3 protein-coding genes and 2 pseudogenes are annotated in these 4,525 nt (G+C 66.4%); 4 read left to right on the top strand and 1 reads right to left on the bottom strand.

Annotation, left to right across the window (positions count from 1 at the left end):
- The 4 genes and pseudogenes from I73_RS29185 to I73_RS19300 all read left to right on the top strand — a co-directional run.
- The coding region (locus tag I73_RS29185) for a LysR family transcriptional regulator (protein ID WP_040500998.1) at positions 1-878 on the top strand (878 nt) is incomplete at its 5' end.
- A 182-nt stretch (positions 879-1,060) separates the two neighbouring features.
- Positions 1,061-1,867, top strand: a complete 807-nt coding sequence (locus tag I73_RS19310) for a putative hydro-lyase (RefSeq protein ID WP_026096960.1) — start codon at positions 1,061-1,063, stop codon at positions 1,865-1,867.
- Between the two features lie 153 nt (positions 1,868-2,020).
- Complete coding sequence (locus I73_RS19305; protein WP_022982121.1) at positions 2,021-3,157, top strand: MFS transporter; 1,137 nt, start codon at positions 2,021-2,023, stop codon at positions 3,155-3,157.
- A gap of 57 nt (positions 3,158-3,214) precedes the next feature.
- Positions 3,215-4,099 (top strand): annotated as a pseudogene (locus I73_RS19300) (hydantoinase/oxoprolinase N-terminal domain-containing protein); the annotation flags it as partial.
- A 158-nt stretch (positions 4,100-4,257) separates the two neighbouring features.
- Here the strand turns inward: I73_RS19300 and I73_RS29180 are convergent.
- Positions 4,258-4,525, bottom strand: a pseudogene (locus I73_RS29180) (type I glyceraldehyde-3-phosphate dehydrogenase); the annotation flags it as partial.

Below are 4,525 nucleotides of genomic sequence, written 5' to 3'. Positions count from 1 at the left end.
TTCATTGGGCCGTATCACTCAAGAGCGTGACACGTGCTGCAGAGCGCTTGCACATCACCCAGTCGGCACTGTCCTCACGCATTTCCGCACTGGAAGAGGAACTGGGCGTGGTTCTGGTCGACCGGCGTGACAAGCAGTTCCGCCTGACGATCGCCGGCCAGCGTTTCCATGCACTGGCCTTGCGTTTGCTGGAGGTGCACCGGCAGGTGAAGGAGGAAATGGGCAGCAACGCGGGTCGGCCGATGGCACTGCGCATCGGTGCCATTGAATCGGTGGTCCACAGCTGGCTCACCGGCTGGCTGCAACAGATGCGCAACACGCACCCCGATTTCGCACTGGAGCTCACGGTCGAAACCTCCCCGGTGCTGGTGGACCAGGTGCGCCGCGGCGCGCAGGACCTGGTCTTCGCCGCTATCCCCGCCAGTGACGCATCGGTCCGCACCCGCTCCATGTCACCCATGCCCATGGTCTTCGTCGGCCATGCTGGGCAGCACACCAAGCCGCGCTACAGCTTGCTGGACCTGTCCTGTGTCGAGCTGCTGACCTTCCAGCGTGGCTCGCAGCCGCACCAGTCGCTGCTGGAGTTGTTCCAGCGCCATGGCGTGCCGCTGCCGCGCGTGCATGCCATCTCGTCCATCTCGGCAATGGTGCAGCTGGTCGAGGCCGGCTTCGGCATGGCCACCTTGCCGCAGGCGGCCGTGGTGCCGCTCAGCCGCCGCGCGCCCTTGCTGTGCGTGCAGGCCGACGTGACGCTGGCGCCGTTGTCCATTCATGCCAGCTACCGCGAGGACCCGACCTCGTCGCTGACCGAGTCGGTGCTGGACTCCGCGCTGGCCTACCTCGCGAACCACGACATGCTTTCTGTCGCCGCCGCCTGACCACCCTGGTGCACCCTTGGCCAGCGGTTCTGCACCAAGATTCATCATTCAAAAATCTGATGGAGCCAACGGGAAATTTCTCGTTGGAAGGTGCGTCACCGGACTTTCACAATGCGCCGCATTCCCGAACAAAACACCCTGAGCCGCACATGAACGCCAGCACCGCTGCCTCCCTCTCCGTGATGGCCCCTGCCGAGTTTGGCTTGACCGCAGCTTCCACCGGGCGTGACGTGCGCCTGGCCGCCCGCAGCGGCGGCTTCCAGGGCCACACCAGCGGGCTGGCTTCCGAACATGTGCAGGTGAACCTCGCCATTCTGCCGGCCGAGCTGGCGGGCGACTTTCTGCGCTACTGTCAGCGCAACCCCAAGCCCTGCCCGCTGCTGGGGGTGTCCGAGCCCGGCGAATGGACACTGCCGGAGCTGGCCGAGGACCTGGATCTTCGGGCCGACGTGCCACGCTACCGTGTGTGGCGCCACGGTGAATTGGTGGCCGAGCCCACCGAGCTGCATGGCCTGTGGCGCAATGACCTGGTGACCTTCGCGCTGGGCTGTTCCTTCTCCTTCGAGCATGCGCTGCTGGCCGACGGCATGCGTCTGCGCCATGTGGACCAGAGCCGCAATGTGGCCATGTACCGCACCAACATCCCCACGCGCGCTGCCGGTGCATTCCATGGGCCGATGGTGGTCTCGATGCGACCGCTGAAGGCAGCGGACGCGATCCGCGCGGTGCAGATCACCTCCCGCATGCCCGAAGTGCATGGCGCACCGGTGCACCTGGGCAACCCGGCGCTGATCGGCATCCGCGACATCCAGCAGCCCGACTATGGGGATCCGGTCGAGATCCTTGGCGACGAGTTGCCCGTCTTCTGGGCCTGTGGTGTCACGCCGCAGGCGGCCATTGCCGCGGCCCAGCCGGCCTTCTGCATCACTCACGCGCCCGGTCACATGCTGGTGATCGACAAGCTCAACCGGCAACTCGGGCGAGGCTGATCCACACCGCTCTTCTCCTGGTCGGCAGCGCAGGGCTTCCGGCCCCGTCCGAAGCGGCCGAGGCAGCTTGCCGCGGCGGTCCTGACCAGGGCTGCGGCGAGGTGTTCCAGCACATCCCACCCACGCGTTTCCACATCCAGGCAGGACCCCACCATGTGGCTCAAGCACACCAGCGCCCATGAACGGCGCACCCTCGTCGCCACCTTCGCAGGCTACGGCGTCGACGGCTTCGATTACATGATCTACACCTTCCTCATCCCCACGCTGATCGCAGCCTGGGGCATGACCAAGGCCGAGGCCGGCTACATCGCCACTGGCGCCCTGCTCACCTCGGCTGTGGGCGGCTGGGCTGCCGGTGTGATGGCCGACCGCCACGGTCGCGTGCGCGTGCTGCAGTGGACGGTGCTGTGGTTCGCGCTGTTCACCTTCCTGAGCGGATTCACCAGTTCCTTCGGCCAGCTTTTCTTCATCCGCGCCATGCAGGGTTTTGGCATGGGGGGCGAATGGGCCGTGGGCTCGGTGCTGATCGCCGAGACCATCTCGGCGAAGCACCGTGGCAAGGCAGCCGGCCTGGTTCAGAGCAGTTGGGCGGTGGGCTGGGCTGCTTCCGCACTGGCCTTCTGGGGGCTGTATTCGGTGCTGCCGCCCGAGCTGGCCTGGAAGGTGCTGTTCTGGATCGGCATCATCCCCGCATTGCTGATCCTCTACATCCGACGCAACCTGGACGAACCGCCGGTTTACCGCGCCGAGCAGGCTCGCCGCCGCGTCACCGGTCAGGGCAGCAACTTCCTGCGCATCTTCCACCCCTCGCTGCTGGGCACCACGGTGCTGGCCAGTCTGTTGGCCACCGGCATGCAGGGTGCCTACTATTCGGTCACGACCTGGCTGCCGACCTTCCTGAAAACCGAGCGCCACCTCTCGGTGCTGGGCACCAGCACCTATCTGTTGTTGCTGGGTTTCCCACTGGGGTTTTTTCTCTCGGGCATCTTCGCTGGCATGGGCGCCTTTCTCTCCGAGCTGTACCCCAGCGACGTGCGGGGCTCCGGGCAGGGCTTCACCTACAACGTGGGCCGCGCCAGCGGCGCCATCTGTCCGGCGCTGATCGGTCATCTCGGCAGCAGTCTGCCGCTGGGCCACGTGCTGGGTTGGATGGCGGCCGGCTGCTATGGCTTGGTCATTCTCGCCGCGCTGCTTCTGCCCGAGACCTGCGGCCGGGAACTGACCAACGGCAGCGAAGCGCCGCCGGATGAGCCTTCCGAGGCAACACGCAGCCATCGCCGGCTTGCCTGATTGCCGCAACGCCCCATCGCACTCCCTGATGGGCCGCCACGCCGGCCCGAACACGACATGACCTCAACCACCCTTGCGCTCTCTCCCTCTCCCTCCCCCGACCGTTGGCAGTTCTGGATCGACCGTGGCGGCACCTTCACCGACCTGGTCGGCCGAGCGCCTGACGGCACGCTGCACACGTTGAAGCTGCTGTCCGAAAACCCCGAGCAGTACCGGGACGCCGCGGTCGAAGGCATCCGCCGCCTGCTGGGCCTGCAGCCCGGTGAGCTGATCACACCCGAACGCGTGGACTGCGTGAAGATGGGCACGACGGTGGCCACCAATGCGCTGCTGGAGCGCAAGGGCGATCGCACCTTGCTCGTCACCACCCGCGGCTTTCGCGATGCGCTGCGCATTGCCAGCCAGGCCCGGCCCCAGCTGTTCGAGCGCCACATCCAGCTCCCCGAGCTGCTGTACGAGGCGGTGATCGAGGCTGACGAGCGTGTCGACGCGCAGGGCCACGTGCTGAGGCCGCTGGATTTGGCAGGCCTGCGCGAGCAACTGCAGGCGGCCTTCGACCGCGGTCTTCGCACCTGTGCCATCGTCTTCCTGCACGGTTACCGCGCACCGGCCCATGAGCAGGCTGCACAGGCGCTGGCGCGCGAGATCGGCTTCACCCAGGTATCGGCTTCGCACGAGGTCAGCCCCTTGATGAAGCTGGTGCCGCGTGGCGATACCACAGTGGTCGACGCCTACCTCAGCCCCATCTTGCACCGCTACGTGGACCAGGTGGCCAGCCAGATGCCCGGCGTGCGCCTGTTCTTCATGCAGAGTTCGGGGGGGCTGACCGAAGCACATCGCTTCCAGGGCAAGGACGCCATCCTCTCCGGTCCGGCCGGTGGCATCGTCGGCATGGTGCGCACGGCCATGGCGGCCGGGCACGGCAAGGTCATCGGCTTCGACACTCAAACCGCACCAGTCTAGACCGAGAAGGTTTGCTGCGACGTGTCCAACAGCCCCTGCCTCACCGCGGAAATGCCAGTTTTCGCACCAAGAACAACGCCCCGGCACCTGGCGGCACCGGGGCGTTGTCGGTCAGACGGACGGCGGGTCCGCCAGGATCACTTGGCGATCACGCGGGCCATTTCCAGGCACTTGTTCGAGTAGCCCCACTCGTTGTCGTACCAGGCCACGACCTTGACGAAGGTCTTGTCCAGGGCGATGCCGGCCTCGGCATCGAAGACCGAGGTCATGGCCTCGCCGCGGAAGTCGGTGGAGACCACCTTGTCCTCGGTGTAGCCCAGCACGCCCTTCATCGCGCCCTGGCTGGCCCGCTTCATCGCCGCACAGATGTCGTCGTACGAGGCTTCNGTGTTCAGCTCGACCGTC

The organism is Ideonella sp. B508-1 (genome assembly GCF_000333615.1).
Classification (GTDB): domain Bacteria; phylum Pseudomonadota; class Gammaproteobacteria; order Burkholderiales; family Burkholderiaceae_C; genus Ideonella.
The sequence above is the reverse complement of the archived record's forward strand: the minus strand, read 5'-3'. Positions and strand labels throughout refer to the sequence as shown.

What these genes read in the sequence shown, in the direction of transcription:
- I73_RS19310 (WP_026096960.1), top strand. Translation starts at nt 1,061, where the DNA reads ATGGCCCCTGCCGAGTTTGGCTTGACCGCAGCTTCCACCGGGCGTGAC.
- I73_RS19305 (WP_022982121.1), top strand. Translation starts at nt 2,021, where the DNA reads ATGTGGCTCAAGCACACCAGCGCCCATGAACGGCGCACCCTCGTCGCC.